Genomic DNA, 25,450 nt, shown 5'->3' with positions numbered 1-25,450 from the left:
GGACAGACACTACGGGAGGCGCGGTGCGGCAGTGGGGCAAGCTGGAGTCCGCGATCATGGACCGCTTGTGGGCCCGCGGCGCTCCCAGCTCCGTGCGCGAGGTCTATGAGGACCTGCTGCGTGAGCGGTCGATCGCCTACACGACCGTGATGTCGACCATGGACACCTTGTTCAAGAAGGACGTCCTGCGACGGGAGCCCGACGGGCGCGCCTACCGCTACACCCCGGTCCTCTCCCGCGAGGAGAACAGCGCCCAGCAGATGAGAGAAGCCCTCTCCAGCAGCGACGACCGCGTCGCCACCCTGCTGCACTTCACCCGCCAGATCAGCCCCGAGGAGGCAGCCGAGCTGCGCAACGCCCTCGATGCCGCCGTCGCGGAGAACCCGCGGTGATCGTCGCCGCCGTCCTGGCCGGCTACGCCCTTCTGCTAGGGGCGGGGCTGCCGAGGCTGGCGACGCGAGGCCGGTCCCGGGCCCCGCGGCTGGAGATCGGAATGTGGCTCTCGGCGTGCGCGTCAGTCGTGGTGTCGGTGGTCTGGGCCGGCGTCGCGCTGGCCCAGCTAGGCCCGGCAGCGCCTCTCGTCCTCGCCGGTCCGCCGGTATCCTCGAGCTGGGCCGTCTCGGCGCTGGGCGCCGTGCTGGTCTGGGGCGCATTGGCCCGCCTGGCCGGCGTGAGCGCCGTCCAGACGTGGTCCACTCATCGATGCCGCCGCCGGCACCGGGCTGCGCTGCGGCTGGCCGGCCGGTCATCGCCCGACCTCGGTGCGATCGTGGTTCCCGGCGCGGTACCCGCCGCCTACTGCGTGCCGGGGCGCCGTTCGGAGGTCGTGGTGACCACCGCTGCCCTGCGGGTGCTCGACCTGCGGCAGACGCGTGCGGTGCTCGCCCACGAACGGGCGCACCTGGCCGGCCGTCATCACCAGCTGCTCCTCGCACTCGATGTCCTGCACCGCGCGTTTCCGGGCGTGCCGGTGTTCCTGCGCGCGCTGGCCGAGGTCGGGACGCTGGTCGAGATGCTCGCCGACGACCGGGCAGCCCGCGAGCACGGGCGGCTGCCGCTGGCCCAGGCGCTCGCCGCCGTCGCCGGCGGTGCCGCGCCGGCGAGTACGCTGGGTGCCGGCGGCGAGGCGGTGCGCCGGGTCCGGCGCTTGCTCGCCCCGCCACCGGCGCTGGCGAAACCGGCGCAGGCGGCCGGGGCGCTGGCCAGCGCCGCCGGTATCGCCTTCCCGTTCGTCATCGCCTGCGCCCAGGTCGCCACCGTGTTGTGCCTGCCTCCCGCGCTTGCGGCGCTGATCTAGTACCGGTAGTGCTCGGCCTTGAACGGGCCCTCGACGTCGACGTCGATGTACTCGGCCTGCTCCTTGGTCAGCTTGGTCAGCTCACCGCCGAGCGCTTCCAGGTGAATGCGAGCCACCTTCTCGTCGAGCTTCTTCGGGAGGCGGAAGACCTCTTTGTCGTACTCCTCGTGCTTGGTGAACAGCTCGATCTGCGCGATCACCTGGTTCGAGAAGCTGTTCGACATCACGAACGACGGGTGCCCGGTCGCGTTGCCCAGGTTCAGCAGCCTGCCCTCCGACAGCACGATGATCGTGTTGCCGTTGGGGAAGACCCACTCGTCGACCTGCGGTTTGATGTTGACCTTGCGGATGCCCGGGTAGCGCGCCAGGCCCGCCATGTCGAGTTCGTTGTCGAAGTGGCCGATGTTGCCCAGGATCGCCTGGTGCTTCATCTTCGCCATGTGCTCGGCCAGCACGACGTCCTTGTTGCCGGTGGTGGTGATCACGATGTCGGCCTCGGGCAGCGCGTTCTCCAGCGTGCGGACCTGGTAGCCGTCCATCGCCGCCTGCAGCGCGCAGATCGGGTCGATCTCGGTGACGACCACCCGCGCGCCCTGGCCGCGCAGCGACTCCGCCGCGCCCTTGCCGACGTCGCCGTAACCACACACCACCGCGACCTTGCCGCCGATCAGGACGTCGGTGCCGCGGTTGATGCCGTCGATCAGGGAGTGGCGGATGCCGTAGCGGTTGTCGAACTTCGACTTCGTCACCGCGTCGTTGACGTTGATCGCCGGGAACAGCAGCTCGCCCGCCGCCGCCAGCTGGTACAGCCGCAGGACACCGGTCGTGGTCTCCTCCGTCACGCCACGGACACCTTGCCCGATGGTGGTCCACTTCGAGCTGTCCGCAGCGATCGACATGCGCAGCAGCTCGAGGAATACCTTCCACTCGTCGGAGTCGCTTTCCCCGGCCGAGGGCACGGTTCCGGCCTTCTCGAATTCCGTTCCTTTGTGGACGAGCATCGTGGCGTCACCGCCGTCGTCGAGGATCATGTTCGGACCCTCACCGTCCCAGGTGAGCATCTTTTCCGTGCACCACCAGTACTCCTCCAGAGATTCGCCTTTCCAGGCGAACACCGGGACGCCCTGCGGTTCGTCGATGGTGCCGCGTGGGCCGACGACCACAGCTGCGGCCGCGTGGTCCTGGGTGGAGAAGATGTTGCAGGACGCCCACCGAACTTCGGCACCGAGCTCCACCAGGGTCTCGATCAGGACGGCGGTCTGCACCGTCATGTGCAGCGAGCCGGAGACCCGCGCCCCGCGCAGCGGGTAGACCTCCGCGTATTCGCGCCGCAGCGCCATCAGTCCCGGCATCTCGTGCTCGGCGAGGCGGATCTCCTTGCGGCCGAACTCGGCGGCCTCGAGGTCGGCGACAGCGAACTCCAGGCCGCCCCGGGTCTGGTGGCGGTCGCGGGTCGGCAGGGTCGTGGTCATGGGCTCACCTTTCCGGCGAGGAGTCGGGTGGAGATGTCGGTGGCCGCGGCGGTGCCGTAGGTGGCATGCAGCCGTGTGAGGAACCCGTCGGGGTCGAGCTCGTACTCCTGCGGGCCGGGAGATTCCAGCACGAGGGTGGCGAGGGTCGCGCCGATGCGGGCGGCGTGCTCGATGCCGATGTCCCAGCTCAGGCCGGCGAGGAATCCGGCGCGGAAGGCGTCACCGATCCCGGTCGGCTCAAGAGCGGTGGTGGTCGGAACGGCCGGCACGGTGAAGGTGGGTGCGACCCGCGACTCGATCCGGACGCCGTGTTCGCCGAGGGTGGTGATCCAGCGCCCGACCCGGGTGAGCACGTCCTCTTGTTTCCAGCCGGTGACCGCGAGTAGCAGGTCGTGCTCGTAGTCGTTGGTGAACAGCATGTCGGCGCCCTCGACGAGGGCTCGGACTTGAGCGCCGGTCAAGCGGGCCAGTTGCTGGGAGGGGTCGGCGGCGAAGCGGTAGCCGTGTTCGCGGCAGTCGCGGGTGTGCCGAAGCATGGCGTCGGGATCGTTCGGTGCGATGACGACCAGGTCGAGTCCGCCGTGGTCGGCGGCGATCCGGGCGAGGTCGATGTCGCGGGCTTCGCTCATCGCGCCGGCGTAGAACGAGGCGATCTGGTTCTGGGCCTCGTCGGTGGTGCACAGGAACCGGGCGGTGTGCTGGGTCGCCGACATGTGCACCGAGGTGGTGTCGACGCCGTGCTCGACGAGCCAGGCCCGGTAGTCGGCGAAGTCGGTGCCGACCGCGCCCACCAGCACCGGGCGGAGCCCGAGCTGGGCGAGGCCGAAGGCGATGTTCGCCGCGACGCCGCCGCGGTGGACGTGCAGCGTGTCGACCAGAAACGACAGCGACACCGAGTCGAGGCGGTCGGCGATGAGCTGGTCGGTGAACCGGCCGGGGAACATCATCAGGTGATCGGTGGCGATGGATCCGGTGACGGCGATCCGCATGTTCGGGCTCCCGTCGCTTGGCGCAGGTCGTCGACCCGGTCGGTGCGTTCCCACGGCAGGTCGAGGTCCGGACGCCCGAAGTGGCCGTACGCGGCGGTCTGGGCGTACAGCGGCCGCAGCAGGTCCAGCTCGCGGATGATCGCCGCCGGGCGCAGGTCGAACACGTCGGTGATGGCGTGCTGGATCTTCACCGGGTCGACGATCTCGGTGCCGAACGTCTCCACGAACAGCCCGACCGGCGCGGCTTTGCCGATGGCGTAGGCGACCTGCACCTCCAGCCTCGTTGCCAAGCCGGCCGCGACGACGTTCTTCGCCACCCACCGCATCGCGTACGCCGCGGATCGGTCGACCTTGGACGGGTCCTTGCCGGAGAACGCGCCGCCGCCGTGCCGGGCGAAGCCGCCGTAGGTGTCGACGATGATCTTGCGGCCGGTCAGGCCGGCGTCCCCCATCGGACCGCCCACGACGAAGCGTCCGGTGGGGTTGACCAGCACCCGCAGCTCGGCGAGGTCCAGGTCCAGGCCGCTGATCACCGGCGCCATGACGTGCTCACGGACGTCGGGAGCCAGCAGGTGCTCCAGGTCGATGCCCTCGGCGTGCTGGGCGGAGACGACGATGGTGTCCAGCGTGACCGGGCGGTCACCGTCGTAGCCGATCGTCACCTGGGTCTTGCCGTCCGGGCGCAGGTACGGCATGAGCCCGGACTTGCGGACCTCGGTGAGCCGGAGGGCCAGCCGGTGCGCCAGAGCGATCGGCAGCGGCATCAGCTCGGCGGTGTCGGTGCAGGCGTAGCCGAACATCAGCCCCTGGTCGCCGGCGCCTTGGCGCGCGATCTCGTCGTCAACGTCGTGGACGCGGGCTTCGTAAGCGGCGTCGACGCCTTGGGCGATGTCGGGCGACTGCGCGCCGAGGGCGACGTTGACCCCGCAGGAGTTGCCGTCGAACCCCTTCGCCGAGGAGTCGTAGCCGATCTGCAGGATCACCTCCCGCACGATCGTCGGGATGTCGGCGTAGGCGTCGGTCGTGACCTCTCCGGCCACGTGCACCTGTCCCGTGGTCACCAGCGTCTCCACGGCCACGCGTGAGCGAGGGTCCTTGCGTAGCAGGCTGTCGAGGACAGCGTCGCTGATCGCATCGCACATCTTGTCCGGGTGGCCTTCGGTGACCGACTCGGAGGTGAACAGCCGAAGTGGCATAACGGGTCTCCGCATGATCAGGTGGTCGTGCTGTCGTAAAGCAGGGAATCGAACTCGCTGCCGGCGATCTCGGTCGCCTCGATCTTGTTCAGGACCTGCCCGAGAAGGTGCGGGTGTGCCTGCCGGTAGGCCTGCGCGTTCGGCGCGGTCGCGTGGAATTGGGTGTGCACGCAAGCGTTCGCGATCGAGCCGGTGCAGGCATCGGCGGCGAGCAGCACGACGGTGCCGGGCGGTTGCCAGTGCCAGCGTTCACCGTCGAAGCGGACGGTGATGTGCCGCTCGTCGACGGAATCCTGGGAGGTGATCGTGGCGGGTTGCCGGGCCATGAGCGGGATTCCGAGCGCGTCGACCGCGCACATCGCGTGCAGGACGATTCCGCTGTCGAGCTCGACCCGGTGCGGGGACGCCCGCCCGGACAGCGGATAGGCCACCGCCACCCCGCCGTCCGTACCCAGGTGGACGAGATCCGCCTCGGCCAGCGCCCGCAACGCGTCGTCTTCCTCCAGTTCCAGCTCGCCGGTGAAGTGGCCGATGTCGGCGGCGCATGGTGGTTGGCCGCTGGCGAGCGTGTGCTGCAGGATCTGCCGGTGCAGGCGCCGCAGTGGTGCGGGCAGCCGCGCCTGGCTTTCGGCGATGCCGCCGCGGGCGACGGCATCGATGCCGTCGGGGAGCACGTCGGCGAAACGGCGGCGCCGGTGCCCGGTCCACGTGGTCACGACACCGACGCCGGCTCGGGTGCCGCCACGGTCTCCGCTGCCCGGGCGCGGCGGCGTCGCGTGATGACGGAGATCGGCAAGATCAGCAGCGTCACGCCGAGCCCGACGAGCACCACCGACGGCCCCCACTGGGCGCCTCCGAAGATCAGCAGGGCCAGGTTGAACAGCGCCAGTGCCACGGCCACGGCGATGAACGGCTTGCCGAGCCGGAAGCTGCCTTCCCGCCCGCCTGGGTGCCGCCGGAGCACGAGGTAGGCGATGGGCATCAGCACGAACACCATCAGGTAGCCGAAGTTGGCGGCGGCGACCACGTTGACGACCTGGGTGCCGAAGACGGCGAGCATGATGCCGATGACCAGCGCGTCCCAGGCGATCGACCCGACCGGGGCGCCGCGCTTGTTGATCCGGCCGAACACCGCGGGCAGGTGTCCGTCCTGGGCCATCTGGTAGATGGTGCGGGACGAGCCGATGATGAAGGTCAGGGCGCCGAGGATGAGGACTGCGGCCAGCCCGAGGCCGACCACGAGCTTGCCGGTGCCGCCCAGCACGATGCCGCCGGCCCGGGCGAACACCTCGAAGGGGTCGGCCTGGACACCGTCGATGCCCACGAGACCGAATAGGGCGATCGGGACGGCGGCGAAGGCGACGAAGCAGATGATCGCCGAGATCGACATGACCCGCTTCATGTAGCGCTCGGGGCGGCGGATCTCGGCGCAGACCGTGGAGGCCATCTCCGCGGCGTAGGAGGACCAGGTGGCGACGAAGCCCCACTTGAGGATCAGGCCGGCGATGCCCCAGCCGTCGTGCGGCGCGCTCGCCGGCAGCGCGGTCGGCAGCACCTGGGCGGTGTCGAACGACTGCGGGCGCAACGCCGGTCCGAGCACGATGATGGCGATCACGCCGACGGCCAGCACCGCGAGGCCGGCGTTGATCACGGTGGACAGCTTCAGGCCCATCGCGGTGATCGTGTACAGCGCGGCGCCGATGAGGCAGGCCAGCAGCACCGGATGGATACCGGGCCAGAACAGCTCGCGCAGGTAGGTGGCGGCGAGGATGAGGTTGACCGCGATCCCCGGTGTCCAGGCGAACCAGTAACACCACGAGGAGAGCGCGCCTATCGTGGGCGAGCCCTTGGGCAGGGCTCGGTAGGCGAACTGCGGGGTCCCGCCGGCCCGCCCGGGGAAGCGCCCCGCGAGCTCGGCCACGAGCAGGCATTGCACCCCGCCGATCGCGGCGGTCGCGATCCATACCCAGATCGAGAGGTTGCCGATCTCGGCGGCCATCGCTCCCAGGGACACCGCGACCATCAGTGACCCGCCGGTCGCGACCAGCACCGACGTCCACCACGACGACGTCACGGGCAGGTTGCTCTGCCCGGGGAACACGGCGTCGCCGTGGTGCGCTGACGCTCCTGACGGCAGCATCGAAACTTTCGGCCCGACTCTTGTCGGGGAGTCCTTGCCCAGCATGCTGTTCCCCTCCCGCGATTGACGACCATCACGAAGCCCGCCCGGGCACACGGCCGGACGAGTACACAATGGACACACACAGGAGGCCCGACGAGGGCGCGGAAAACGATCACCGAGTTTGCTGATTGATCCCCAGAACACGAACGCGACAGACGGCACACGTTAAGGGTGCGACGACCGGAGGTCAATCACAGCCGCGCCAACCCCACCGGTTTGGCGGCACCGGCGCCTGCCTCGACGACGAACACACGACCATCAGTGCCGCTTCATTACTCCACTTGAATGACCAATACGGCAATGAATTCTAATGATCACCACCATCAAGCGCTGCTTTACGGACGAGAATCCCGTTGACGCTGGGATCGAGGTGGCCAGTTGGGCGAATGCCGCACCCCTCGATCCGCTGGCCCGGTCGCCAGGTGTCCCTTTGGTCCCAAATGCGGACAATCACCCAATTTCGGGCAAGCGCAGTCGAGGGCGGAATCGATCAGCCCGAGCAAGTTCTGCAGGTCGCCGATCTGACGCTGCACCTCCGCTCGCCGGGCGAGCGCGATCTCCCGCCATGCCCCATCGTGCCCGCGGGTCCCGTCGAGCAGTTCGGCGATCTCGGCGAGGCTGAATCCGATCTTCTGGCACACCTTGATCACCGACAACCGCTGCACCACCGACAGGGGGTAATGACGCCGGCCACCGATCCGCGCACCGGCACCGATGAGACCGCAGCGTTCGTAGTAGCGCAGCGCCGAGGAGGCCAGCCCGGACTCTTTTGCGATCTTGTCGATCGCAACAAGCTGATCGTTCATTTCCCCCCCAAGGGTTGACTTGAAGCCGAGTTCAACTACAAGACTACTGATCGTGGACACGAAGTCCAGGTTCCGAACCTGGCAGAAGGCACGACGAGGTGCCCGCAGGAAGGCTGCGCTAAAAAAGACCAGCCGCACCGAGAAAGCGACGTGGAGGAATCGCTGACCATCCGGTGCGCCGCCGCCAACGGCTGGTCCCACTTTGCACGCAGGCCCTGAAAACGTTACCGCTTCAGTCCTTCAGCGCTCACGATCGCTCGACAGAACCGAATATCCGACAGAACAGAGCCACCTGCACTGGGGGCAGGCGTCCAGCTCCGGACCGTAGGGTCCGGCCGCGCGGACGGCCGTCGCCACCATGACACTCTTGGAGCGACCCATGACGAATGTTCTCAAGAAGGCCTACGACGCGACGTGGGGCAAGTACGTCTTCGCCGGCCTCTACGACAAGTTCCTGGCCAAGGTGGAACAGAGCGGGCTCTCCGAGAAGCGCGCCGAGATGCTCGCTCCCGCCTACGGCTACACCATCGAACTGGGCACCGGCACCGGCCTGAACCTCGCCCACTACCCGGACGCAGTGACCAGCCTCGTGCTCACCGAGCCCTACCCGCCGATGGTGTCCAAGCTGGAAGAGAAGGTCCGCAACTACCCCAAGCGGGTCCAGCTGACCGTCGCGCCGGCGGAGAAGCTGCCCTTCGAGGACGGCACGTTCGACACCGTCGCCGCGGCGATGATCCTCTGCACCGTGCGCGACCCGGACGTCGCCTTGGCCGAGATCGAGCGCGTGCTCAAGCCCGGCGGCCAGTACCTGTTCCTCGAGCACGTGCGCAACCCCGACCCGAAGGTCGCGCGCAAGCAGGACATCATCCAGAAGGGCTGGTACTGGTTCGGCAACGAGTGCCACTGCAACCGGCCCACCGTCGACACCCTCAACGCCTCGTCGCTGGAGATCGTCGAGCTCAAGGAAACCAAGATGCCCGGGGCGTGGGAGTTCATCGAGGCGATGGCGATCGGCCGCGCCATCCGCCGCGACAAGCCCGCCAACGGCAAGACGAGCGCGAAGCCGGCTGCTACCGTCAAAGCCGCCGCCGGCGGCGGCGACCCGGCTTGCAACTGCTGACCACTCATCTTGGCGAACTTGGCGGTCTCGTGACGTACGTGATCACCCAGCCCTGCGTCGACGTGCTCGACAAGGCGTGCATCGACGAGTGCCCGGTCGACTGCATCTACGAAGGCGACCGGATGCTCTACATCCACCCCGACGAGTGCGTCGACTGCGGCGCCTGCGAACCGGTCTGCCCGGTCGAGGCCATCTACTACGAAGACGATGTCCCTGATCAATGGCAGGCCTACACCAAAGCCAACGCCGACTTCTTCGCCGAACTCGGATCCCCGGGCGGCGCCAGCAAGATCGGCAAGGTCAGCGCAGACCCGCAATGGATCAAGGACCTGCCTCCGCAAGCGGAAACGGGGTAGCCCACACGACCGGCAGACAGAAGGACGCTGACGGAGCGGACCGACCAGGTGAACGAGCACCGGCCGAACGGCAGGCATACGCTCGGGTCATGGTCGTCCGCTCCGTCGTGCTGTTCGCCCTCGCCGCACTCACCGAAATCGGCGGCTGCTGGCTGATCTGGCAAGGCATCCGCGAACACCGCGGCTGGCTCTGGGCGATCGGCGGCATCATCACTCTCGCCGTCTACGGCTTCGTCGCCACGCTCCAGCCCGACGCCCACTTCGGCCGCGTCCTGGCCGCCTACGGCGGCGTGTTCGTCGCCGCGTCCCTCGCCTGGGGAATGATCTTCGACGGCTTCCGGCCCGACCGCTGGGACATCATCGGAGCGCTCATCTGCCTGGCCGGTGTCACCGTCATCATCTTCGCGCCCAGCCGAACGAACGCAGCACAAAGCCCGCCTTCCGACGCCGGAAACGTCCAGCAGCACCCGTCCTCCGAGCCACGGCCCGACGGCGACTCCGCTACGGGCTGACGAGACGACCGCTGCGGAAACCGAAGATGTCGGCAAGCATCGGCTCGGCTTCCCGGGGAGCACGAACCTCCAATCGCACCTCATCACCGCGGAGCTGCAGGCCGAACCCGAAGAACGGGCAGCACCGCTGCTCGGCGACCACTAATTCGGCCAACCGGCCGGCCAGCTCGATCGAGAACAGCGCGATCACCCCGCACTCCACGTCGCAGCGCTCACGCGCGCGGGCCAGCACGCCGTGCCAGTCGGCCACCCTCGCAGCCGCGTCCCCGGCCGGCAGCGAGCACGCGACCGGGAGGTGCGTGCAGGGCGACGGCGCCTCCGTCGACACCGCGGCCGCCCCGGACAAGCCCACGGACTCGCCAGCGGCGTCCTGCTGGGCATCGTCCAACCCCGCGACCGCATCGGCCAGGCACGGCGTCACGGTCGCCAGCGCCGCCAGCGGCGGCCGCAACCGATCGCGAACCTCCGCGCACAGCCCGCCGTCCAGCGCGGTCAGCAGATCGCAGATCTCCTGCAGGGGCAGGCCCAGGTACTTGCCCGCCGAGATCACCTGCACCCGACCGATCGCGCCGTCGTCATACAGCCGGAATCCGCCCGGCGACCGCCGCGCCGGCAGCAACCCGAGCCGGTCGTAGAAACGCAACGTCGTCGGCGGAAGTCCCACCATCGCAGCCAGCTCCGAGATGCGGTAGTCGGTCATGCACCGAAGGTAAACTTCGGACCACGCTCCAGGGTCAACCACACGTTAGGCGAACCGCAGCTGAGCGGCCGCAATGCCGAATAAGCCACTAAGGCTCAGCGCGTCCGGATGGTGCCTCTTCTGCCCGAGTGAGGCGACATCGACCGGCGCGACAGTCTTCAAGTATGTCCAGGGCGTTGTGCCGGGCACGTTCCAGTTCGGCGATCTTGGCGGCCAGCCGGTCGACCACCGCCTCCAGACGCCATCGTTCACTCTCGCAGGTCGCGCCACCCGTGTCATGGGCACGCAGGGCGTCGATGACCTCGTCCAAGGTCAAACCCATGTCCTGCAAAGCTTTGGCCGTCCGGATCCGTTCCACGGTGGACTCGCTGAACACCCGGTATCCAGACGGCCTGCGCTGCGCGGCGGGCAGCACGCCGCGCCGCTCGTAGAAGCGCACCGTGTCGACGCTGACGCCAGCCTGTTTCGCGACTTGGCCGATCTTCACGGAGTTCTCCTCTTGACTCTGGACTCAGGTCCAGACTCTAGAGTTGGTCCGTAAGCATAGCAAGACCAGCAAGGACACCGCGAAACCCACAACCGCAAGGAGTTGGATCATGACCCCGGCAGCGTCCACACCGATCGTCTGCGACATGACCACCGCGCCGGACACCGACGAGCAGCGGCTCGCCGAATACCGCCGGCTGTTTGCCCAGGCTCTGGCGGGCCGGGAGCGGACCGCGGAGGGGATCCGGTTCCGGTTCCGCGCCGCGCCCGGCGTCGAGTCGTGGGTGCGGGACCTGGCCGCGCGGGAGAAGGCATGCTGCGCGTTCTACGCCTACACCGTGACCGTCGAAGGCGACCAGGTGCTCTGGGACTGCGCTGTCCCCGACAACGACATCGCCCGCGCCGTCCTCGACCAGTTCTACGCCCTTCCCGACACGCTGGACGAGAACATCGACGGCATCCGCGAGCGGCTGGGCCGGCAGGGGCTGGTCGTCGTCTCCGACGCCACCGGCACCGTGCGCACCGTCCAGCCCGCCGCTCGGCCCGATCAGGCGCCCACCTCGCCGACGGAGTGACGGGGTTGCGCTGCTGGGGTTGACCTTCGAGTCATGTTGAAGGTTTAGCGTCGGAGCCGTGAGCACTTATCAGATTTCGGAGTTGGCCCGACGCAGCGGCGTGCCGGCCTCGACGTTGCGGTTCTACGAGCAGGTGGGCCTGCTAACGGCCGCGCGGACCGGATCCGGGTATCGGGTGTACGGCGAGGAGGCGGTGGCCCGGCTGGAGTTCATCAGCGCGGCCAAGCACCTGGGGTTGCCACTGGAGGAGATCCGGGAATTGCTCGGCGCGTGGGAAGGGGGAATGTGCGCCGATGTGCGCGAACGATTGCGGCCGTTGGTGGCGGCGCGGATCGCCGAGTCGGAGCGACGCATTGCCGAGCTGACTGCATTCGCCGCGCACCTCACGACCGTGCACGAGGAACTGGTCGGCCCGGCACCGGCGACAGCATGCGGGCCCGGCTGCGGATGCGTTCCCGCCGAGCCGTCCGGCCCGGTGCTGCTGGAATTGACCCGCCTTGGATCCGCGAGTGACACCGTGCCGGGAGCAGCGCGATGACCCCACCCGCCAAGCCATACCGGCGCTGGGTCCGGCTCGGTGTCGCGGCGGCGGTCGCGTGCGGGGCGTGTTGTGCGCTGCCACTGATCACGTTGCTCGGCGGGATCGGCGTGGCGTCCTCGCTGGGCGCGGTCTTCGAGGTGTTCGAGCGGGCCTCGTTCGTGCTGGCTGTGCTCGCGTTCACCGGTGCCGCGGTGCTGTGGGTGCGGCGGCGGCGCCGCAGGGCCTGCCGCATTCCCGACCGCGTGGCCGACCGGGCGGTGGATCTTGGCATGCCCGGTCCATCCCAGCGAGAACATCGATGACCTGACGCCTCAGGTTCGAGGTGCGCGGCCTCCAAAGCCACTCCGGCGCGCGGTGACCAGGTCCCGCACCCGACGGTCACTGCGCACCAACCGCACGAACGGCGGCGCTCAGCAGCAGTGCTCGCCACGCCAGGCTTCGCGGCCCTCCTTGACTGCCACGCCGGCGATCAGCAGCGCGACGAGCGGATCTGCCCACGACCAGCCAAACCAGGCGTTGAGCAGCAGCCCGACCAGCAGCACCCCAGAGAGGTAGGTGCACAGCAGCGTCTGCTTCGAGTCCGCGACAGCACTGGCAGAACCGAGTTCACGCCCCGCGCGCCGCTGGAGGTAAGACAGCAGCGGCATCACCAGTAAGGACACGGCGGCCAGCACGATGCCGACCGTGGACTCCTCGGCCGCCGCACCGCCGAACAGCGCGCGGACCGACTCGACCGTCACATAGGCAGCCAACGCGAAGAAGGACACGGCGATGACTCTCAGCGCGGTTCGCTCCCGCGCCTCGGGGTCCTTCCCGGAGAACTGCCACGCTACCGCGGCCGCCGACGCGACTTCGATCACCGAGTCGAGGCCGAAGCCGATCAGCGCGGTGGAGTCCGCGAGCGTGCCCGCGGAGATGGCGATGACGGCTTCGATGACGTTGTAAGTGATCGTGGCGGCGACCAGCCACCGCACCCGGCGCGTCAAGACCTGGCGACGTCCAAGCTCGATGCTGTTGGGCGCAGCAGCGCAGCAGCCGTCGGAGCAGGTGTCGCCGAGCAAGTTCCCCCCACGCAGTTCCGGCGATCGGCTCATCGCGCCACCGCCTTCGTCACCGCAGGCTCGTCGACGCATTCTTCGCGGGGCTCGACCGCCAGGACGACCTGCAGCAGCTCGCCGAGCGCACGGGCGAGGTGCTCGTCAGCCAGCGCGTACCGCACCTGGCGACCTTCGTAGGTCGCAACCACCAGACCACAACCACGCAGGCAGGACAGGTGATTCGACACGTTGGACCGAGTCAGGCCCAGCTGTTCGGCGAGCCGGCCGGGGTACTGGACGCCGTCGAGCAGCGCCACCAGGATCCGGCACCGCGTCGGATCCGCCAGGGCACGCCCCAGCCGCGCCAGAGCCGATTCCCTAGTCTCACAGGTCAGCATGCAGAGAACAGTACAGTCCTGACTGAAGTGCAGCAACCACCCAGCGGCGGACCACGAGCACTCGACGACGACCTCAACGCGGTCCACCCAATGGAACCGACCGGGCGTACTGCATGCGGGTGATTTGACCAGACACGTTCAGCCTAATCGTCACAGACTAGCTACTTAATCTTGCGTCGGCGCTCCTAATGTCGGAAGCACGTACAGGTGAGGGAGGCATCGTGGCGCCGAAACCGTGGGGCTGGTGGACGCAGCACAAGCTGCAGATCCTGGGCGACTACCTGCAGGCCTTCGCCACAGCGTCGAAGAAAGCGAACGAGCGAGTTTACCTAGACCTGTTTGCAGGCTGGCCCGAGAACTCGAGCCGAGACACCAACGAGGAGATCCTTGGCTCGGTACACCGAGCCCTGGCGGCAGATCCGCCGTTCACGCGGGTTTGCCTCTTCGAACTTCCCAGCAAGGCGGAACGCCTCGAGGCTGCAGTACGACAAAAGTATCCTCACCACAGGGGCTTGTGTGTTTACCCGGGAGACTGCAACGACACCATAGCTTTGGCGCTCGCCAAGCTGTGGCCAGTTCGCTGGGCTCCGACGTTCGCCTTCGTGGACCAGTTCGCCGCCGAGGTGCACTGGTCGACACTCAGGCAGATCGCGCAGTTCAAGCGCGGGCGCACAAAGGCGGAGATGTGGATCCTGTTCGGAACCAGCTTCCTCCCCCGCGGCTTGCAAGTCAGCCAAGACCACATGGACGCCAAGTTCGGTGACCGCCTTACGGCCATGTTCGGATCCGAGGAGTGGATTCCGATCATCAAGGCCCGGCGAGACGGCGCCCTCGATGCGACCGGTATGCGCTGGGAACTGGTGAACCTGATGCGGTGGCGCCTGGAAACCGTACTGGGTTATCGGTCCACGCATCCGTTCACCATGAAGAACACCGGCGGCCAGGAGCTCTACCACATGATCTTCGTGTCCGACCACGAAGTCGGAGACAAGATCATGAAGCATCTCTACGGTAAGGCACTGGACCAGCACGAATCCATGCGTCAAGACGCTCTGGCGCGGCGGCGACTGGCGAAACAGAACCAAAAGGACGAAGCCCAAGGCGTCGCTAGCTTGTTCGACATCCCGATGGCAGAGGTCAAAGCAGCACGTGCGGTCAACGTCAAGCAGGTCTACACACCAGAACCGCCACGTCCACCCTTCGGCTCCCAGCGTTCCGCCTGAAGCCTACGCAGCGACCCGGGCCGGCATCTCATCCCATGTCCGTCCGCCCAGAAGCCGTCCACCGGCCTTCGGGGTGCGTCCGCCCCACTGCTTGAAAAAGAACGGCACCGCGGCTTGCACGCATTGGTCGCGTATGTCGACGACCCACTCTTCGGCGACGGGCCGGGCGCGAGGACCCGACTCGCCACCCACGATGACCCAGTCGATGTCGTCGAGCTGCAAGCCAGGCAGAGCCCCGATCAGCGGTTCACAGGAGAGAAACCGGACCTTCGCGGGGACCTGCGCAAGGTCGGCGACCCGGCCTCGCGCGTCCCCATTCTCGACCGATGCTCCGATCCAGACGTTGTCCGGCCAATGCAGGCTTCCCGCCAGCCGCTTGAGCCGCACCGTCCGCTTGGTCAGGATCTGGTAAGTGTGCTGCGGCGTGGCGGCCATCACGTCGAAGACCTGCCTGATGAAGCTCACCGGCACCTTGGCGTGGAACAAATCGCTCATCGAGTTGACGAACACCACACGCGGATCTCGCCACCGGAACGGCTCCGCAAGCGTCGGCAGATGCACCGCCACGCCGAAGCCAGGCCCGCTGGTCCGAGGATCACCATCACGTTGGTACTTGGCTGATCCCATCGCCTTCAGCCGCTTCGCCAACGTGAGCGCGTAGCAGTTGTCACAACCTGCAGAAACTCTGTCGCATCCCGTAGTCGGGTTCCACGTCGTCTCAGTCCACTCGATACTCGATCGGGCGCTCATCGCTCTCCTCCTGGCAGCCAATCAGCTTATGACAGAGCCATCAGACACCGATGGGGCACTACCACCCCTCTTGCTACATCGAACTTGCGTTCGATGCAATGCTCCACGCCAGTCCCATTGCGATCGTTTCAACATCTATAGCCAGCGGGCACGTCAGACGGCTTCGGACTCGGTGCCCGCCCCGTCGTACGGAGCTCTTTCTGCCCGAACCTCCGCAACTAAAGCCCGCGACGTCGCCGCGCCGACCCGAAGCTGCTTCCTGAGCGTCTCCGCGGAGATGGGCCGCCGATGCCGACGCCAGTGGTCGGCGTCGGCGAGGCGAGCCCGCTCGACAAGTTCCTCGTCAGGGTCGGTGCCCTGACACGACGTCGTGATCACCTGCTGGCTCTGCCGCACGTTCGGAGGTTCACGAGTCTCAGCATCGCCGCCGACGCACTGCTGCCCAGCGCCATGATCAGCGCCAGCGGCGCTCAGCGCGCGGAGAAGGGCAGGCCCCGCCTCTGCCCACCCAATCAGTAGGAGCGGGCCGACCGAATCGAACGCTGCCTTACCCCACTCACCAGCGAACACCGGCTCGGCGACATTCATCAGAAGCGTCACCACGCTGGCCGCCATCAGCAGCCGGCGTGCTGGCCGCAGCACCTCATCAGGTGCCCCGGAGAGCGCCAGATGCCGCGTTCCAACGAGCAGACCCAGCACCGTCAGGTCGACAGCAGGCGCCACAAGCGGCGCCACGAACACCGGCACCTGCAGCTTCAACGCCAGGTTCAACACGTTCCCGAACCCGAACAGGAAGGTGAGCCCGATGACCAGGCCCATCGTGACCGTGACGAACCGGGCAACCGCCTGCGAGTTGGCGCTCATAACGTGCGCCCGCTGAGGTCGGGCAGCTCGAACCTCGCCTCAACCGACAACTTGCCGACGTAAAGCCCCTGGTCAGACCCGTTCCCATCCTTCGGCAATCCTGCCGAGGGCACCCTGTTTGTACACGCAAAACCGGCCCCTACCAGCGAGAACGCGGTAGGGGCCGATTCACGTCTTACCCGGCTGACTTCGTTGCCCACCAGCTGATCAAATCCGGGTGGTGCGGTCAGCGAACCACGAAAGTCAGGCGCGCGGGCGGGTTTTGCGCCCGGTCACCTTGTTGTAGATGACCAGGACGATCACCGCACCGATGACCGAGCCGATCCAGCCGGCCGGTTGGAAGCCGCGGATGCCGACGGTCAGCAGGCCGAACAGGAAACCGCCCACGACCGAGCCGACGATGCCCAGCACGATTGTGCGCAGCAGGCCGATGTCGTCCTTGCCCGGCACCAGGGCTCGCGCGATGAAACCGGCGATCAGGCCGAACAGGATCCAGCCCAGGATGGTCCAGAACATCGCTTCCCCTTGTGGTCGGTCGGGCGAACAGCCTCACGATACGAAGAACCGTCCACCGGCGCCAAACGACCGAACCCTCGGGTGCGGGGTGGTGCAGTGGTCGTTCGATTCGCCCGGTCGGTTCCCGGTGTCCACCGGATGCCGGGTGATCACCGGGGCGCGGGCCAGCGCCGGTGGTGGCGGTCGATGACGAACTCGTGGCTGTGGCGGTATACGCCGTCCCCGATCGCTGTCGCGTCTTCGAGGTGGGCGTGCTCGGCGAAGCCGTCGTGGGTGTGCTCGATCCGCGCCGGATCGTGCCGCGGCCAGGCCAGCGCGGCCGCGGCGAACCCGAGGACCGCCAGACCGGCCAGCACCAGCCAGGCCGCGGTGAACCCGGCCGCGGTGGCGACCCAGCCGGCGATCGGGTACGCCAGCAGCCAGCACGCGTGCGACAGCGAGAACTGCGCGGCGAACACCGCGGGCCGGTCGCTCGCGGTGCTCGAGCGGCGCAGCACCCGCCCGACCGGGGTGAGCACCAGCCCGGTTCCGGCGCCGATGCTCGCCCACACCACCAGCACAGCCGCCCAGCGCCCGGCACCCGACGACGCCGTGGACAGCCCGATCGCGCCCGCGATCCCGGCGAGCAGCACCCCGGCGCCCGTCAGCAGCACCCGGCGTTCGGGGGCGCGGTCGAGCACCGGCGGCAGCAGCAGGGCGACCAGCATGGTGCCGACGCCGTTGCCCGCCAGCAGCAGCGCGACGTCGGCCTGGGACCGGCCCAGCTCGGCCTGCACGTAGTTGACGGTGTTGACCATGACGACGGATCCCACCGCCGCGACGACCAGGTTCACCCCGAGCACGCCGCGCAGCCGCGGCGTCGCGGCGTAGATCCGGATCCCGGCCAGCGTGCGGTCCCGGACCCCGCCGCGGCGGCAGCGCACGGCGTCGGGGATGCGCGTGGTCACCACCAGGACCGCGGACACGACGAAGCCGATCGACGTGCCGGTGAACAGCCAGTGGAAGCTCACGGCACTGAGCACGGCCGCGGCGAGCATCGGGCTCAGCAGGGTTTCCATCGTCGAGGCCAGCTGGGACGCCGACAGCGCCCGCGTGTAGTCGCGCTCGTCGGGCAGGATGTCCGGCAGCACCGCCTGGAACGTCGGGGTGAACGCCGCCGACGCCGACTGCAGCACCACGATCAGCAGGTAGATCTGCCACACCTGCGTGACGAACGGCAGCGCCAGCACCACCAGCGCGCGGACGACGTCGAGGCAGACGAGGAACACCCGCCGCGGCACGCGGCCGGCGTAGGCGGCCGCGATCGGCGCGACCGTGACGTAGGTGACCATCTTGATCGCCAGCGCCGTCCCCAGCACCGCGCCCGCTTCGGCACCGGCCAGCTCGTAGGCCAGCAGCCCCAGCGCGACCGTCGTCAGCCCGGTCCCGAACAGCGCCACCAGCTGGGCGGTGAACAGGTGCCGGTAGTCCCGGTGTGCGAACAGCGAGGGCATGACGGAAGACTCCTGGGCGAAGACGGTTCGCCTCCATGATAGGTGCACATGTACGCACACGACGAGTCTGGTGACCAGTGGTCCCAGCTTCCGCCCGCGGCGCAGGTCGAGGTGGCCACGAACTCGCTGCGCATGCTGGCCGACCCCGGCCGGATGCGGATGCTCTGGTTGCTCAGCGGCGAGGAGTACGACGTCGCGTCACTGGCCGCGGCGATCGGCATCGCACGACCGGCGGTCTCGCAGCACCTGGCGAAGCTGCGCCTGGCCGGCCTGGTCAGCCAGCGCCGGGACGGACGACGGGTGCTCTACCGGGCCCGCGGCGGGCACGTCCGGCGGCTGCTGGTCGAGGCCATGAACGCCGCCGACCACCACCTGCACGACCTCCCCGAACACGACTAGCCTGCAGCCACTTGCCGTAACCGCCGGACGGCCACCCAGATTGCGCCAGTTCCGGCAGCTCGGCCGGCGGCGCGGGTTCGTCCCGAAGGCCGTTCGCCCGCCGCGCCGCCGGAATGTGTCAGTTCGCGGCGGACACGTAGGCCAGGAAGCCCAGCTGTCCCTGACCGGTCACGGTGCACCCGGCGCCCTCGGCCAGCCGGGCGAGCCGCGCGTGCGGGTCGTCGAGCATCCGCGGCCCGCTGACCGCTCCGACGAGGTGGCGCGCGAGGCGGGACCGCGGTGGCCGGAAGTCCGCGATCAGCAGCCGGCCGCCGGGCCGCAGCGCGCGTCGCATCTCGGCCAGCGCGGCCGGCTGCCCGTCGTCCGGCAGGTGGTGCAGCACCAGGCTGCTCAGGACGACGTCGAAATCGCCGTCGCCGACGGGCAGCGCCTGCGCCGTCCCGACCTCGAACCGGCACTCCGTCGAGCCGAAGGTCCGGTGGGCGTACTCGATCATCGGCTCGGAAGCGTCGACGCCGAGTGCGGAAGCTCCGGCCTCGGCCGCCAGCCCGGCGAGGTAACCGCTGCCGCAGCCGACGTCCAGCACGCGCTCGCCCGGCCGCACCCCGGCCAGCCGGATCAGCTCCCGGTACCGGCGCTCGCGCCTGATGAACGCCAGCCGGCTCACCCCCTCGTAGAGCCGCGGCCGGGTGATCAGCGCGCCGTCGGCCCGCCGGCCGCCGTGCATCAACATGCGTCCCAGGTTCATCTCGCACCTCGTTACTTAGTGATGACTAAGTTATGCCGACAACTTAGCTGCGACTAAGTACGGCTGGCAAGGCCGTTACGATGAGCGGGTGACCAGCCGGACCCGCCTGACCGCCGAGCAGCGCCGCGAGACGATCTTGACGGCCGCGACCGCCGTCTTCGCCGAGTGCGGCTACCAGCGCGCGAAAGCCGCCGAGATCGCCGCCCGGGTCGGCGTCAGCGAGCCGGTCGTGTTCCAGAACTTCGGCTCGAAGGCAGGCTTGTTCGCCGCCGTGATCGAGCGTGCGTCCGACACCGCCGAGGAGCTGCTGGCTTCGTTCGCCGGCCGGCCGGTCGCGGACGTCCTGCGGGCGCTGCTGTCCCCGGAGCACCTCGACGCGCTGCACGCGCCCGGCTCGCTCGGCGTGCTCTTCTCCGAGGGCACGGCTTCCGACGCCGATCCCCGCGTCCGGGAAGCGGCCGCGGCCGCCGTCCGGCGCCTGGCCCGCGGCTTCACCGGCCTGCTGCACCGCGCGCAGGAGGCGGGTGAGCTGGCCGCGGACCTGGACGCGGAAGCCTTCGCGTGGTCGCTGATGTCGTTCGTGGCCTCCCGCTCGTTCCGCCGCGCGGTCGCCGCCGATCCGGCACTCGAACGCCGGCTGGTCGAGCAGCTCCTGCAGACCCTCGGCTGAGCGGAAACCCCGCCACTGAAAGCGTTTTCAGTGCAGACGACCCGCTTGGCCCACTCGGGCACCCGCTACGCGGTGCTACCGTCGGCTCACCGGAGACCCGCTCTACGGGAGCGCTCTCGGATCCGGCTGTCCGACACGTTCTTGCCCGCAAGGAGGCGCGCATGAGTTCGTCCGGAAGCGTCAAGAAAGCGCTTACAGCAACGGCCGCCCTGGTCACGGTGGCCGCACTGGCACCACCGGCCGCCGCCGCGGCCGACACCCTGTACGTTGCGCCCAACGGGAAGGATTCCGCCGCCGGTACGCAAGCCGACCCGACCACCCTGACCGCCGCGCTCACGCGGATCGGGTCCGGTGGCACCATTTCGCTGCGCGGCGGCACCTACTCCTACGCCCAGACCGTCACCATCGCGCCCGGCAACAGCGGTACCTCCAGCGCGCGCAAGACGCTCGCCGCCTACCCCGGCGAGACGCCCGTGCTCAACTTCTCCGCCATGAAAGAAGACCCGGCCAACCGTGGTCTCGCCGTCAACGGCTCCTACTGGCGCGTGGCCGGCCTCGTCGTCGAACGGGCCGGGGACAACGGGATCTTCGTCGGCGGGAGCAACAACGTCATCGAACGGGTTGTCACGCGGTTCAACCGGGATTCCGGGCTGCAGATCTCGCGGATCGCTTCCGGCACGCCGAAGGACCAGTGGCCGTCGAACAACCTCGTCGTCAGCTCGGAATCGCACGACAACGCCGACTCCGACGGCGAGGATGCCGACGGGTTCGCCGCGAAACTCACCGCCGGCCCCGGGAACGTCTTCCGGTACGACGTCTCCCACCACAACATCGACGACGGCTGGGACCTCTACACCAAGACCGACACCGGCCCGATCGGCCCGGTCACCATCGAGGACTCCCTCGCCTACGCCAACGGCACCCTCAGCGACGGCACCGTCAACGAGAACGGCGACCGCAACGGCTACAAGCTCGGCGGTGACAAGATCGCCGTCAACCACGTCGTCCGGCGGAACGTCGCCTACCGCAACGGGCACCACGGGTTCACCTACAACAGCAACCCCGGGTCGATGTCCGTCGCGGACAACGTCGGCATCGACAACGCCGAACGCAACTTCTCCTTCGACACCGGGACTTCGGTGTTCCGCAACGACACCTCGTGCCGGTTCGCCGGTGGCGGCTCCAACGACAAGACCGCCGGCAGCGTCGACAGCTCGGACCAGTTCTGGACCGGCAGGAACGGGTCGCGCTGCTCGTCGTACGCCGGCCCGGTGAAGTGGTCGTTCGCCTCCGACGGCCGGCTGGTGCTCACCTTCGGCTGATCGGAGGCGGAAAGAGCCGCGCTCGATCCTGTTGAAATGCTGTGAACCGGACAGATCTGGCACTCTCCGCGCCGCCCGTGCGTTCACCGGGTAGCGGAAACGGAGGGACCATGGGTGCACTAGGGACGCTGCTCGGCTTCCTGCTGAGCCTCTACCTGCTCGTGCTGATCGCGCGGATGGTGCTGGACTGGGTCGCGGTTGTGGCGAACACCCCACCGTGGGCGCGGCGCGCCCGCGGGCTGGCCTACGCCGCGACCGAGCCGGTGATCGGGCCCGTCCGGCGGGTCGTGCGGCCAGTGCGGATCGGCGGGCTGTCGCTCGATCTGGCCTTCACGCTGGTCTTCATCGGCGTGATCGTGCTGCGGAGCATCGTGTACGCCCTTTAGAGCGTGCCGCGGAAGCTCGAAGACAGCCGGTCGACACCGCGCTCGAGCTCGGCGCGAAGCCCGCGAAGGTCGACGCCGTCGGGGTCGATCAGGGCCTGCATCGAGATCCCGCGCAGCTGCGCCAGCAGCGCCGAAGCGTAGGAATCGGGGTCGCGGACACCGGTGATGGACCCGTCCGCGACCCCGCTGGCCACGGTTTGCGCGATGGCGAACCGGAACCGGCGGTCGGCCTCCGTCAGCGCGCCGCGCAGCGCCGAGTACTCCGCCGCCGCGTCGCCCCACAGGGCCAGAAAAGCCTGGTTGAGCGTCGGCATCGTGCGGATCAGCTCGAAGATGATGTCCAGCAGCGCGCGCAGCATGTCCATCGGCGTCGCGTTCGCCGACCCGGTGCGGGCCGCGACGGCCTCGCTGTAGGCGTCGGTGAACGCCTCGACGGCGTGCTCGACGAGCCGCCGCCCGAGCCCGTCCTTGTCGCCGAAGTGCTGGAAGACGACCGACCGCGCGTAGCCCGAACGGGCGCAGACGCCGCCGATCTTCAACCTGCCGAAGCCCTCTTCGGCGATCAGGTGTGCAGCGGCATCCAGGATGCGTGCCTCGACGACGCCCTCGCCGTCCTCCTGGATCCGGCCTCCGGCGGCGCGGTCCACCCGGGCCATGTTAGCGACTGCAACTGCGCCGCACCGGCCGAGCCGTCAGCGAACCGTGCGGAAACGGTAAGCGGTCGCCCGCAGTCTCGGCGTCGGCATCCACCGACCCGAGAGGAACCCTCCGATGACCGACAGGACCGTGCTCGTTTCCGGGGCGGGCATCGCCGGCCCGTCCGCGGCCCACTGGCTGCACCGCGCCGGCTACCGCGTGACCGTCGTCGAGTCCGCACCCGGCGTGCGGCCCGGCGGCCAGGCCGTCGACTTCCGCGGTGAGCAGGTGAAACTGCTGGCCGCGATGGGCGTGCTCGACGAAATCCGCCGGTACGAGACGGCGATGGGCGACCAGACCGTGCTCGGCCTCGACGGCCGTCCCGCGCTGACCGTGCCCGGTGCCGCGTGGAGCGGCGAGGTCGAGATCCTGCGCGGCGACCTCGCGCGGATCCTGTACGAGCACACCGCGGACCACACCGAATACGTCTTCGGCGACCGCGTCACCAGCCTCACCGAGACCGCGGACAGCGTCGAGGTGACCTTCCGCCACGGCGCTCCGCGCCGGTTCGACCTGGTCGTCGGGGCCGACGGCGTGCACTCCGGGGTGCGGGCCGCCGCCTTCGGGCCGGAGCGGGACTTCCGGCGCGACCTCGGCTTCGGCATCGCCGGCTACACCGCGCCCAACCACCTCGGGCTCGACCACACCAGCATCATGTACAACGAGCCCGGGCGCGGCCTGATGGTCGGCAGCCACCGGCTGCCGGACCGGCTGCACGTCGGGCTGGTGTTCGCCGCCGACGGCGTCGAATTCCACCGCCGCACTCCCGGCGAACAGCGGGCCCTGGTCGCGCAGCTGTTCGCCGGCACCGGCTGGGAGACGCCGAAGCTGCTCGAAGCGCTGCCCGCGGCCGACGACCTCTACGTCGATTCGATCAGCCAGATCCACCTCGACCGCTGGTCGAAGGGCCGGGTCGTGCTGCTGGGCGACGCCGCCTGGTGCGCCGGGCCGGGCGGGTCCGGCACCGGGCTCGCGATGATGGGCGCCCAGGTGCTGGCCGGTGAGCTCGCGGCGGCCGGCGGCGACCACGTGACGGCGTTCGCGAAGTACGAGCAGCGGCTGCGCAAACCGGCCGCGGTCGGGCAGAAGAACGGCAAGGGCTCCGGCAGCTTCCTCGCGCCGCGCACGGCCGCGAAGATCCGCAGCCGCAACCGCGCGTACAAGATGATCAGCACCCGGCTGTTCGGCGGCATCTTCGTCTGGATGACCGACCGGGCGGCGAACGCGCTCGAATACCGTGAATATCCCGATTCCTCTCATCGGGGGACTCGGCTGGCAACCCGGCGTGAGGTGGGTCACTCTTGACGCCATGTCAACGCCTCGGGCTCCGGTCAGGACCGCCCTCGCCGGCCTGACCGTGCTGGCCCTGGGCGTGGTGACGGCGCTGAACGTGCGTTCGCTGCCGGTGATCGGCGACGGGACGACGTACGCGGCCGAGTTCAGCGAAGCGGCCGGGCTGGGCGCCGGCAACGACGTCCGCGTCGCCGGCGTCGAGGTCGGCCGCGTGTCGGAGGTGCGGCTGCGCGGCGACCACGTGCTGGTTTCGTTCCAGGTCAAGGGAGCCTGGCTGGGCGACGCGACGGGCGCGGCGATCCGGCTGAAGACGGTGCTGGGCCAGAAGTACCTCGCCCTCGACCCGCAGGGCGAGGGCACGCTCGACCCGGGGCGGCCCATCCCGCGGTCCCGCACGACGGTGCCGTACGACATCCTCACGGCGTTCGGCGACCTGTCGTCCACAGTGGACCGAATCGACACCGCGCGGCTGGCTCGAAGCTTCGACACCCTCTCGGCGACGCTGGCGAACACGCCGCAGAGCGTCCGGGCCGCGCTCACCGGGCTGTCGCGGCTGTCGGACTCGCTCGCCTCACGCGACAGCCGGCTCGCGGCACTGCTGGGCAACACGCGGGTGGTTTCGCAGACGCTGGCCGACCGCGACGCGCAGGTGCGGCGGCTCCTCGACGACGGCAACGAGCTGCTGGCCGAGGTGACGAACCGCGAGACGGCGATCACCACGCTCCTCGACGGCTCCCGGCGGTTGTCTTCGGAGCTGTCCGGGCTGATCGGCGAGTCCCGGATCGGGCCGCTGCTTTCCCAGCTGGACCAGCTGACGTCGATGCTGCAGCGCAACCAGGACGCACTGGCGGCGGGGATCCGGGGGTTCGCCCCGTTCGTGCGGCTGGGGACGAACCTCGCCGGGACGGGCCGGTGGATCGACGGCTACCTGTGCGGGCTGGTGCTGCCTTCGTTCGGACCGCTGAACGAAGAAGGTTGCCACGGCTAGGGTTTCACGCGCGCACTCCCCTGCGCGGCCGCGCACAGCACCGGCTCCCGCCCTCCGTCCACTGTGTACACCTCACACCGGCAGGTGGCCCGCGACCGCCCGGCCTGCACGACGACGGCCCGGGCGCGCAGGACCGCGCCGACCGCCGGCCGGAGGTAGTCGATCGTGAAACCGGCCGTGAGGAGGTGCGGCCCGAGGACCGTGCCCGCGGCGAACGTCAGCGCGTTGTCGGCGGCGTAGGCGAGGACACCGCCGTGGAGGTAGCCGTTCTGTTGCTGGAGTTCTTCGCGGATGTCCAGCTCGAGCGTGGCCGCGCCGTCGCCGAACTCGGTCAGCCGGGCGCCGAGGAGCCGGCTGAACGGCTGGCTCGCCAGACCTGCCCGCGCTGTTGCGAAATCGAGCATGACCCCTCACTTCACTAGTGAAGTCAGGATG

At 69.0% G+C, this 25,450-nt stretch carries 31 protein-coding genes and 1 pseudogene; 15 read left to right on the top strand and 17 right to left on the bottom strand.

From position 1 onward, the window contains the following. Positions 1–23: 23 nt before the first annotated feature. On the top strand, positions 24–392 hold the full coding sequence (locus ACWEGE_RS09915; RefSeq protein ID WP_449660062.1) for a BlaI/MecI/CopY family transcriptional regulator: 369 nt from the start codon (positions 24–26) through the stop codon (positions 390–392). After that, complete coding sequence (locus tag ACWEGE_RS09910) at positions 389–1,297, top strand: M56 family metallopeptidase (RefSeq protein ID WP_449660061.1); 909 nt, start codon at positions 389–391, stop codon at positions 1,295–1,297. Before ACWEGE_RS09915 ends, ACWEGE_RS09910 begins: the two co-directional genes overlap by 4 nt. Here the strand turns inward: ACWEGE_RS09910 and ahcY are convergent. The 6 genes from ahcY to ACWEGE_RS09880 form a co-directional block, all read right to left on the bottom strand. Next, positions 1,294–2,769 carry an adenosylhomocysteinase gene (ahcY, locus tag ACWEGE_RS09905; RefSeq protein WP_449660060.1) on the bottom strand — a complete coding sequence of 492 codons (1,476 nt, stop codon included), beginning with the start codon at positions 2,767–2,769 and terminating at the stop codon, positions 1,294–1,296. The genes ACWEGE_RS09910 and ahcY overlap by 4 nt on opposite strands. Continuing rightward, a complete protein-coding gene (locus ACWEGE_RS09900; RefSeq protein ID WP_449660059.1) occupies positions 2,766–3,758 on the bottom strand; it encodes a carbohydrate kinase family protein in 993 nt (330 codons plus the stop codon). Before ACWEGE_RS09900 ends, ahcY begins: the two co-directional genes overlap by 4 nt. After that, positions 3,716–4,954, bottom strand: a complete 1,239-nt coding sequence (gene metK / locus ACWEGE_RS09895) for a methionine adenosyltransferase (protein WP_449660058.1) — start codon at positions 4,952–4,954, stop codon at positions 3,716–3,718. Before metK ends, ACWEGE_RS09900 begins: the two co-directional genes overlap by 43 nt. A 17-nt stretch (positions 4,955–4,971) precedes the next feature. Further along, entirely contained in the window at positions 4,972–5,670 is a 699-nt protein-coding gene (gene merB, locus ACWEGE_RS09890; protein WP_449660057.1) for an organomercurial lyase, read from the bottom strand. Continuing rightward, positions 5,667–7,094, bottom strand: a complete 1,428-nt coding sequence (locus ACWEGE_RS09885; RefSeq protein ID WP_449660056.1) for an APC family permease — start codon at positions 7,092–7,094, stop codon at positions 5,667–5,669. The genes merB and ACWEGE_RS09885 overlap by 4 nt, the downstream gene beginning before the upstream one ends. 377 nt (positions 7,095–7,471) lie before the next feature. Next, positions 7,472–8,002, bottom strand: a complete 531-nt coding sequence (locus ACWEGE_RS09880; protein ID WP_449660055.1) for a MerR family DNA-binding protein — start codon at positions 8,000–8,002, stop codon at positions 7,472–7,474. Between the two features lie 319 nt (positions 8,003–8,321). On the opposite strand from ACWEGE_RS09880, the gene ACWEGE_RS09875 reads away from it, so the two are divergent. The 3 genes and pseudogenes from ACWEGE_RS09875 to ACWEGE_RS09865 all read left to right on the top strand — a co-directional run. Further along, a complete protein-coding gene (locus tag ACWEGE_RS09875) occupies positions 8,322–9,062 on the top strand; it encodes a class I SAM-dependent methyltransferase (protein WP_449660054.1) in 741 nt (246 codons plus the stop codon). A gap of 29 nt (positions 9,063–9,091) precedes the next feature. Continuing rightward, positions 9,092–9,418: a ferredoxin gene (gene fdxA, locus ACWEGE_RS09870; protein ID WP_449660053.1), complete on the top strand. Its 327-nt coding sequence runs from the start codon at positions 9,092–9,094 to the stop codon at positions 9,416–9,418. An 89-nt stretch (positions 9,419–9,507) separates the two neighbouring features. Then, positions 9,508–9,828 (top strand): annotated as a pseudogene (locus ACWEGE_RS09865) (YnfA family protein); the annotation flags it as partial. A 91-nt stretch (positions 9,829–9,919) separates the two neighbouring features. Here the strand turns inward: ACWEGE_RS09865 and ACWEGE_RS09860 are convergent. Both ACWEGE_RS09860 and ACWEGE_RS09855 read right to left on the bottom strand, forming a co-directional pair. Then, a complete protein-coding gene (locus ACWEGE_RS09860) occupies positions 9,920–10,630 on the bottom strand; it encodes a MerR family transcriptional regulator (RefSeq protein WP_449660052.1) in 711 nt (236 codons plus the stop codon). An 88-nt stretch (positions 10,631–10,718) separates the two neighbouring features. Next, entirely contained in the window at positions 10,719–11,117 is a 399-nt protein-coding gene (locus ACWEGE_RS09855; protein WP_449660051.1) for a MerR family transcriptional regulator, read from the bottom strand. A gap of 109 nt (positions 11,118–11,226) precedes the next feature. On the opposite strand from ACWEGE_RS09855, the gene ACWEGE_RS09850 reads away from it, so the two are divergent. From ACWEGE_RS09850 to ACWEGE_RS09840, 3 genes are read left to right on the top strand one after another with little or no spacing between them, the layout of a single operon-like run. Next, positions 11,227–11,691, top strand: coding sequence for a hypothetical protein (locus tag ACWEGE_RS09850; RefSeq protein WP_449660050.1), 465 nt, complete (start codon positions 11,227–11,229; stop codon positions 11,689–11,691). 58 nt (positions 11,692–11,749) lie between these two features. Then, positions 11,750–12,229, top strand: a complete 480-nt coding sequence (locus ACWEGE_RS09845) for a MerR family transcriptional regulator (RefSeq protein ID WP_449660049.1) — start codon at positions 11,750–11,752, stop codon at positions 12,227–12,229. Next, complete coding sequence (locus ACWEGE_RS09840) at positions 12,226–12,534, top strand: hypothetical protein (RefSeq protein WP_449660048.1); 309 nt, start codon at positions 12,226–12,228, stop codon at positions 12,532–12,534. The genes ACWEGE_RS09845 and ACWEGE_RS09840 overlap by 4 nt, the downstream gene beginning before the upstream one ends. A gap of 108 nt (positions 12,535–12,642) precedes the next feature. Here ACWEGE_RS09840 and ACWEGE_RS09835 read toward each other — a convergent pair whose 3' ends face one another. Together ACWEGE_RS09835 and cmtR are read right to left on the bottom strand one after the other, a co-directional pair. Next, entirely contained in the window at positions 12,643–13,326 is a 684-nt protein-coding gene (locus tag ACWEGE_RS09835; protein ID WP_449660047.1) for a cation transporter, read from the bottom strand. Then, a complete protein-coding gene (cmtR, locus tag ACWEGE_RS09830; protein ID WP_449660046.1) occupies positions 13,323–13,667 on the bottom strand; it encodes a Cd(II)/Pb(II)-sensing metalloregulatory transcriptional regulator CmtR in 345 nt (114 codons plus the stop codon). Before cmtR ends, ACWEGE_RS09835 begins: the two co-directional genes overlap by 4 nt. A 221-nt stretch (positions 13,668–13,888) precedes the next feature. Here cmtR and ACWEGE_RS09825 point away from each other — a divergent pair, with 221 nt between their 5' ends. Further along, positions 13,889–14,890 carry a three-Cys-motif partner protein TcmP gene (locus tag ACWEGE_RS09825; RefSeq protein ID WP_449660045.1) on the top strand — a complete coding sequence of 334 codons (1,002 nt, stop codon included), beginning with the start codon at positions 13,889–13,891 and terminating at the stop codon, positions 14,888–14,890. A 3-nt stretch (positions 14,891–14,893) separates the two neighbouring features. Here ACWEGE_RS09825 and ACWEGE_RS09820 read toward each other — a convergent pair whose 3' ends face one another. From ACWEGE_RS09820 to ACWEGE_RS09805, 4 genes are all read right to left on the bottom strand, one after another. Then, on the bottom strand, positions 14,894–15,640 hold the full coding sequence (locus ACWEGE_RS09820; protein ID WP_449660044.1) for a DUF5131 family protein: 747 nt from the start codon (positions 15,638–15,640) through the stop codon (positions 14,894–14,896). A 153-nt stretch (positions 15,641–15,793) separates the two neighbouring features. After that, positions 15,794–16,504, bottom strand: a complete 711-nt coding sequence (locus ACWEGE_RS09815) for a hypothetical protein (protein WP_449660043.1) — start codon at positions 16,502–16,504, stop codon at positions 15,794–15,796. Between the two features lie 243 nt (positions 16,505–16,747). Then, positions 16,748–17,020, bottom strand: a complete 273-nt coding sequence (locus tag ACWEGE_RS09810; protein ID WP_449660042.1) for a GlsB/YeaQ/YmgE family stress response membrane protein — start codon at positions 17,018–17,020, stop codon at positions 16,748–16,750. A gap of 149 nt (positions 17,021–17,169) precedes the next feature. Further along, the gene (locus tag ACWEGE_RS09805) at positions 17,170–18,513 is read right to left on the bottom strand and encodes an MFS transporter (protein WP_449660041.1); all 1,344 of its coding nucleotides are present in this window, start codon (positions 18,511–18,513) and stop codon (positions 17,170–17,172) included. 48 nt (positions 18,514–18,561) lie between these two features. Between ACWEGE_RS09805 and ACWEGE_RS09800 the strand changes: the two genes are divergently transcribed. Beyond that, positions 18,562–18,912: an ArsR/SmtB family transcription factor gene (locus ACWEGE_RS09800; RefSeq protein ID WP_449660040.1), complete on the top strand. Its 351-nt coding sequence runs from the start codon at positions 18,562–18,564 to the stop codon at positions 18,910–18,912. 118 nt (positions 18,913–19,030) lie between these two features. Here the strand turns inward: ACWEGE_RS09800 and ACWEGE_RS09795 are convergent, their stop codons facing one another. Then, a complete protein-coding gene (locus ACWEGE_RS09795; RefSeq protein ID WP_449660039.1) occupies positions 19,031–19,645 on the bottom strand; it encodes a class I SAM-dependent methyltransferase in 615 nt (204 codons plus the stop codon). 103 nt (positions 19,646–19,748) lie between these two features. On the opposite strand from ACWEGE_RS09795, the gene ACWEGE_RS09790 reads away from it, so the two are divergent. From ACWEGE_RS09790 to ACWEGE_RS09780, 3 genes are all read left to right on the top strand, one after another. Beyond that, a complete protein-coding gene (locus tag ACWEGE_RS09790; RefSeq protein ID WP_449660038.1) occupies positions 19,749–20,330 on the top strand; it encodes a TetR/AcrR family transcriptional regulator in 582 nt (193 codons plus the stop codon). Between the two features lie 161 nt (positions 20,331–20,491). After that, positions 20,492–21,652: a right-handed parallel beta-helix repeat-containing protein gene (locus ACWEGE_RS09785; protein ID WP_449660037.1), complete on the top strand. Its 1,161-nt coding sequence runs from the start codon at positions 20,492–20,494 to the stop codon at positions 21,650–21,652. 110 nt (positions 21,653–21,762) lie between these two features. After that, entirely contained in the window at positions 21,763–22,038 is a 276-nt protein-coding gene (locus ACWEGE_RS09780; protein WP_449660036.1) for a YggT family protein, read from the top strand. Here ACWEGE_RS09780 and ACWEGE_RS09775 read toward each other — a convergent pair. After that, positions 22,035–22,694, bottom strand: a complete 660-nt coding sequence (locus ACWEGE_RS09775) for a TetR/AcrR family transcriptional regulator (RefSeq protein ID WP_449660035.1) — start codon at positions 22,692–22,694, stop codon at positions 22,035–22,037. The two genes, ACWEGE_RS09780 and ACWEGE_RS09775, sit on opposite strands and share 4 nt — an antisense overlap. Before the next feature lie 115 nt (positions 22,695–22,809). Here ACWEGE_RS09775 and ACWEGE_RS09770 point away from each other — a divergent pair, with 115 nt between their 5' ends. Continuing rightward, positions 22,810–24,039 carry an FAD-dependent monooxygenase gene (locus ACWEGE_RS09770; RefSeq protein WP_449660034.1) on the top strand — a complete coding sequence of 410 codons (1,230 nt, stop codon included), beginning with the start codon at positions 22,810–22,812 and terminating at the stop codon, positions 24,037–24,039. 4 nt (positions 24,040–24,043) lie between these two features. Beyond that, positions 24,044–25,015 (top strand): MCE family protein, encoded by a 972-nt coding sequence (locus ACWEGE_RS09765; RefSeq protein ID WP_449660033.1) that lies wholly within the window; start codon positions 24,044–24,046, stop codon positions 25,013–25,015. Here the strand turns inward: ACWEGE_RS09765 and ACWEGE_RS09760 are convergent. After that, complete coding sequence (locus ACWEGE_RS09760) at positions 25,012–25,419, bottom strand: PaaI family thioesterase (RefSeq protein WP_449660032.1); 408 nt, start codon at positions 25,417–25,419, stop codon at positions 25,012–25,014. The two genes, ACWEGE_RS09765 and ACWEGE_RS09760, sit on opposite strands and share 4 nt — an antisense overlap. Positions 25,420–25,450: the final 31 nt, after the last annotated feature.

The organism is Amycolatopsis sp. NPDC004747 (assembly GCF_053601335.1).
Note: the sequence above shows the minus strand (reverse complement) of the source record. Positions and strands in the feature narration are given on the sequence as shown.

What these genes read in the sequence shown, in the direction of transcription:
- ahcY (WP_449660060.1), bottom strand. Translation starts at nt 2,769, where the DNA reads ATGACCACGACCCTGCCGACCCGCGACCGCCACCAGACCCGGGGCGGC.
- ACWEGE_RS09900 (WP_449660059.1), bottom strand. Translation starts at nt 3,758, where the DNA reads ATGCGGATCGCCGTCACCGGATCCATCGCCACCGATCACCTGATGATG.
- metK (WP_449660058.1), bottom strand. Translation starts at nt 4,954, where the DNA reads ATGCCACTTCGGCTGTTCACCTCCGAGTCGGTCACCGAAGGCCACCCG.
- ACWEGE_RS09885 (WP_449660056.1), bottom strand. Translation starts at nt 7,094, where the DNA reads ATGCTGCCGTCAGGAGCGTCAGCGCACCACGGCGACGCCGTGTTCCCC.
- ACWEGE_RS09875 (WP_449660054.1), top strand. Translation starts at nt 8,322, where the DNA reads ATGACGAATGTTCTCAAGAAGGCCTACGACGCGACGTGGGGCAAGTAC.
- ACWEGE_RS09860 (WP_449660052.1), bottom strand. Translation starts at nt 10,630, where the DNA reads ATGACCGACTACCGCATCTCGGAGCTGGCTGCGATGGTGGGACTTCCG.
- ACWEGE_RS09850 (WP_449660050.1), top strand. Translation starts at nt 11,227, where the DNA reads ATGACCCCGGCAGCGTCCACACCGATCGTCTGCGACATGACCACCGCG.
- ACWEGE_RS09840 (WP_449660048.1), top strand. Translation starts at nt 12,226, where the DNA reads ATGACCCCACCCGCCAAGCCATACCGGCGCTGGGTCCGGCTCGGTGTC.
- ACWEGE_RS09835 (WP_449660047.1), bottom strand. Translation starts at nt 13,326, where the DNA reads ATGAGCCGATCGCCGGAACTGCGTGGGGGGAACTTGCTCGGCGACACC.
- cmtR (WP_449660046.1), bottom strand. Translation starts at nt 13,667, where the DNA reads ATGCTGACCTGTGAGACTAGGGAATCGGCTCTGGCGCGGCTGGGGCGT.
- ACWEGE_RS09820 (WP_449660044.1), bottom strand. Translation starts at nt 15,640, where the DNA reads ATGAGCGCCCGATCGAGTATCGAGTGGACTGAGACGACGTGGAACCCG.
- ACWEGE_RS09815 (WP_449660043.1), bottom strand. Translation starts at nt 16,504, where the DNA reads ATGAGCGCCAACTCGCAGGCGGTTGCCCGGTTCGTCACGGTCACGATG.
- ACWEGE_RS09810 (WP_449660042.1), bottom strand. Translation starts at nt 17,020, where the DNA reads ATGTTCTGGACCATCCTGGGCTGGATCCTGTTCGGCCTGATCGCCGGT.
- ACWEGE_RS09805 (WP_449660041.1), bottom strand. Translation starts at nt 18,513, where the DNA reads ATGCCCTCGCTGTTCGCACACCGGGACTACCGGCACCTGTTCACCGCC.
- ACWEGE_RS09800 (WP_449660040.1), top strand. Translation starts at nt 18,562, where the DNA reads ATGTACGCACACGACGAGTCTGGTGACCAGTGGTCCCAGCTTCCGCCC.
- ACWEGE_RS09795 (WP_449660039.1), bottom strand. Translation starts at nt 19,645, where the DNA reads ATGTTGATGCACGGCGGCCGGCGGGCCGACGGCGCGCTGATCACCCGG.
- ACWEGE_RS09785 (WP_449660037.1), top strand. Translation starts at nt 20,492, where the DNA reads ATGAGTTCGTCCGGAAGCGTCAAGAAAGCGCTTACAGCAACGGCCGCC.
- ACWEGE_RS09780 (WP_449660036.1), top strand. Translation starts at nt 21,763, where the DNA reads ATGGGTGCACTAGGGACGCTGCTCGGCTTCCTGCTGAGCCTCTACCTG.
- ACWEGE_RS09775 (WP_449660035.1), bottom strand. Translation starts at nt 22,694, where the DNA reads ATGGCCCGGGTGGACCGCGCCGCCGGAGGCCGGATCCAGGAGGACGGC.
- ACWEGE_RS09770 (WP_449660034.1), top strand. Translation starts at nt 22,810, where the DNA reads ATGACCGACAGGACCGTGCTCGTTTCCGGGGCGGGCATCGCCGGCCCG.
- ACWEGE_RS09765 (WP_449660033.1), top strand. Translation starts at nt 24,044, where the DNA reads ATGTCAACGCCTCGGGCTCCGGTCAGGACCGCCCTCGCCGGCCTGACC.
- ACWEGE_RS09760 (WP_449660032.1), bottom strand. Translation starts at nt 25,419, where the DNA reads ATGCTCGATTTCGCAACAGCGCGGGCAGGTCTGGCGAGCCAGCCGTTC.